Annotated in this window: 2 protein-coding genes and 2 pseudogenes; 2 read left to right on the top strand and 2 right to left on the bottom strand. The window is 26.2% G+C overall.

The genetic code is table 11. The annotated features are described in order from the left end of the window. Positions 1-800 (bottom strand): annotated as a pseudogene (locus tag BSV1_RS01190) (phosphoglucomutase); the annotation flags it as partial. A 146-nt stretch (positions 801-946) separates the two neighbouring features. Between BSV1_RS01190 and BSV1_RS01185 the strand changes: the two are divergent. Next, the gene (locus BSV1_RS01185; RefSeq protein WP_008882317.1) at positions 947-2413 is read left to right on the top strand and encodes a UTP--glucose-1-phosphate uridylyltransferase; all 1467 of its coding nucleotides are present in this window, start codon (positions 947-949) and stop codon (positions 2411-2413) included. Next, positions 2401-3428 (top strand): annotated as a pseudogene (locus BSV1_RS01180) (glycoside hydrolase family 3 N-terminal domain-containing protein). Before BSV1_RS01185 ends, BSV1_RS01180 begins: the two are co-directional and overlap by 13 nt. A 114-nt stretch (positions 3429-3542) precedes the next feature. Here the strand turns inward: BSV1_RS01180 and BSV1_RS01175 are convergent. Then, positions 3543-4121, bottom strand: a complete 579-nt coding sequence (locus BSV1_RS01175) for a hypothetical protein (protein ID WP_008882314.1) — start codon at positions 4119-4121, stop codon at positions 3543-3545. Positions 4122-4177 lie beyond the last annotated feature (56 nt).

The following is a 4177-nucleotide window of genomic DNA, read 5'->3' as shown; positions in this document are numbered from 1 at the left end:
TATAATTCTACTTTTAATCCCAAAGATTCTATCAATTCTTTATCTATCGAATTGACTCGGGAGCTTCCGTTCATTTCTGCTATTATTCCAATTGGATTTTTTAGTATTCTTTTCTTTAAAATTTCGATATTTTTATTGTTAATATCGTTTTCATATGCTATTTCATGTATTAATGATTTATATGCTTCATAAGATTGGTTTTTATTTTTTCTTTCTAATTTTATTATTTTATTATAATGTTCTAAATTGGATTTATCTTCATCAAATTTGTTTAGAGTGTTAATTAAATGGTTTATTAGCTTTTCATTTTGGCTATTGTTTTTAATTTGTTGTATTATTTCATTAGCTTTTGCGGAATTTAGTACGCCACCATCGTTTAACCCTATTTTTATCCCATTGTATCCTATTGGATTATGGCTTGCGGAAATGTAAATAAAGCCCTTTGAATCTTTGCTGTTTTTTGTATAAGCTAAAATTTCAGTTATTGGAAGTATTCCAAAAAACCTAATCTTTTCTTTGTTTGTTATTAATATTTTTATTGTTATTTCTGCAATAATGTTGCCAGTTGGTCTTGAATCTAATCCCAATCCAATATAGGGCTTAGATTCATTTTTAAAATAATTTGATATTGTGAAGATTATTAGTGCTATTAGTGCTTTATCTTCATTGTTTATTTCATTTTCTGTTGAATCTTCATTTTTTGATTTTGCAAAAATTTTTCTAAATCCTGAAGGAGAAAATATCATCTCATCCAAAGCTTTTTTAAAATTTTTCATGTTAAGTGAATATTGTTTAAGCATGTAAATTTCTTCTCATTGATATTCTAGTCATATTATTGCTATAATTATTAATAATCAATAGTATAGCCACTTATATTATTATACTTAAAAATTTGTTTTTTTGCTTACATTAATAAGCTTTTCTTTAAGGGTTTTGGTTTTAACTTATGAATGTTAAAGTTGATAAAATTTTTTCTGAAATGATACTTGAAAAACTTAATTCTGGTGAGATTTGTCCTAATACTTTTGAATCCATTAAATATTTTCCTTGCGATAGCCATGAAAATATTTTTAATATTTCGGATAAAGTTTTGAGGTTTAAGTTCGACAAAGGCTTGCTTGAAGATAATTTAAAAAAATATTTTCATGATTTTTCTAAATTTTTGCAATCAGAAGAAGGTGATTATTATATTTTTTCTTCTTGTGATCTTGAAAATTTGGGTCTAATGCTTTTCCCGTACCTTTCTTTTGGAATCTTGAATGGTGGCTCTGCAACAAGTTATTTTGATTTAGCTAAAAATAGGGCGTTAAATGAAGATTTGTATATGCTATATGAATCTAAAATACTTGAATTTAAAGAAAAATTTGGAGAATTCCCAAAGGGGATAACACCAGCTTATATTAACAAAGATGGTAGTTTTGGATTTTCATTTTTGGCTTTGAAAATTAGACATCTTTTAATGGTTGCTAAAAGATATGAATCTTTTTATGGTAAAATGATCAAGCCTTCAGTATTTCAAATGACTAGTTGCAAAACGGATGAATTTATTTCAAAATCTTTGGATGATTTATTTGCAGATGATTTGATTAAAAGTGTAAATTTTTGTAATCTCAAAAAAGAAGATGTTTTTACAGCTATTCAACCTTTAGTTTATTGTTATAAAAAATTGAATAGCTCCAATTATCAATATTTTACTCTCAAAGATAATAAAAATGTTAATTCTATTTTGGCTTTGCCTGCCGGTCATGGTCAAAATTTTAAAATTTTAAAAGATATTTATTTAAAGCTTTATGAATCTGGTAAAAGATTTATATACATTGGCAATGTTGATAATATGGGCTTTACAATTAATTTTAAAGCACTTGCTTTAATGGCTTTGACCAATTGTTCTTCTGGGTTTGAATTTAGTTTTAAAAGCAAGGCGGATTTTAAGGGAGGGATATTGGCAGTAAATGGTGAAAATCGTTTAACTTGTGTTGATATTGGCGGGGGGATTTCTTCAGAGATTGTGCAAGAGTTTGAAAATAAGGGTAATAGACTGCTATTTAATTGTGCAACCGGACTTTTTAATTTAGAGTATTTGATAAAAAATATTGATGAAATAATAGAAAAAATGCCCATTAGAATTATAGAGCAAGATAAAGAAATTGGTAAATATATTTCGGTTGAGCAAATAACGTGGGAAGTGTTAAAATTAATGGAAAATCCATTAATTTTAACGGTTGATAGAAATAGAAGATTTCTTCCTGCAAAGTTATTTATTGACATGTTGCTTAATAGTAATCTTGAAGATATATGTGGATATTGTTGTAAAAAGGGGGTCGATAATTCTGCTAAGAATTTTAGCGCTCTTTCTGATTTGTTATCAAAAGATTATGGTTTGCTTTGTGGGCTATATAAATGGACTTTTTAAAAACTTTCTCTTTTTTGTTTTTTAGCTTTTTTGGCTTAAATTTATTTGCGACAGAATCTTTACCAGAAATAGATTATGAATATTTAACAAGGATAAATCAGATCTTGTAGATTTGATAAAATTTTTAGGTGAATTAGATTTTCAAACTATTTTAAAAGATAGAAATTTATTTATTGGGATTAGAAATTTAACAAATTTTAAGAATGTTCAAGAACTTAATAACGATGATATTAATAGAATAAAAAAGATTAATCCGATTGGTATAATTTTATTTAGAGAAAATTTAAAAGATGCAGAGCAGACAAAGAGATTGATTAGTGCAATAAAGAGTCATATTGGACATGATATTTTTATTGCTATTGATGAAGAGGGGGGAATAGTTAGTAGAGCTAGTGAAAATAAAAAAATGGGGGTTTATAATTTTCCAGCCATGGAGCATGTGGGGGGTGTTAAAGATTTACATCTTATTTATAAAATTGGTGAAGTTCTTGCTAAGCAATTGCGTAGACTTGGTATTAATTTAAATATGGCTCCAGTTGCCGATATAAAATTTGCACCACATACTCCTTTATTAAATAGGACATTCGGAGGATATTCTGCTTATATTGTTGGACTTATGGTAGAAGCTTTTATTGATGGTATGCAGAATCATGGAGTATTTTCGGCAATCAAACATTTTCCTGGATTAGGAGGAACAACTACAGATACACATAAATATTTGGCATTTTTGCCTTATAGTAAAAGCTTTTTAATGCTAAATAATTTTGTTCCATTTGTTTTTGGTAGAGCTGCTAAATTTATTATGATTGGTCATGTAAATGTTCCTAAAATTTCTAAAGATATAACTAGCATGTCTAAAAGTATTGTTAATATTATAAGGGAAAATTTAAATATTACTAGTATTATGATGACAGATTCTTATGATATGGGAGCAATTACAAGAAGTTTTTCTAATATTGAAAATGCTATTAAAAGGTCTTTGAGTTCGGGTGTCAATATAGTCCTTATTCCTTAGTGAAATTGTTTTAAAGATTTGTTTTTGCTCTTTTGTAATTTGTTAAATAATTATTTATACAATCCTTTTTCTTATTAGAACTTTTAAAAAAAGAATAAAGGTGTTTAAAATTTTTTATGGTATAAATATAGAAATTCCTAGGTCTAAAATAATAAATTCTTTAAAAGAAGTCGATAATTTATAGTAAATACTATAGTTATTAGGTATGAAATCAATTTCAAATTTGAAGGTAATTATGGGAAGAATTGGATAGAGAAATGCATTAGTTGTTTTTCCTATAAATATAGTAGTTCTCAGAGTTAAATTGATTTGAGTTCCAATAAAGAATTTTATAGCAAGTGTATCAGTTAAAATTGAATATTTGGCAATATAAATAGTAAAAGCTAAATTGAAATAAGTATTTGAAATAAAATCTTTATTTATCGGAATGGTAAAAAAATTTATGGGGTTGAATTGTATTTCAATCCATTCATTATAAGATGTCAATATTCCGATAAAGGGAATGTATTTATAATTTTCATTGTAAAAGATAGGATTTATGTAATTATGGTAAATTATGCCTATTTTTATTTTTTTTTTGCTTATATCTTCTTTAGGAAATTCCCATCGAGAAGTAGTTAATTTATTTTCAAAACAAAATAAATTAACACTACATATTAATAAAAAGATTGATAAAATAGTAGTACATTTCATAACTTGTTGACTCGTATATTATTATATACGAGTCAACAAGTTATTTCTAGGTTCTA

This window comes from [Borrelia] finlandensis (genome assembly GCF_000181875.2).
Lineage (GTDB): Bacteria > Spirochaetota > Spirochaetia > Borreliales > Borreliaceae > Borreliella > Borreliella finlandensis.
Note: the sequence above shows the minus strand (reverse complement) of the source record. Positions and strands in the feature narration are given on the sequence as shown.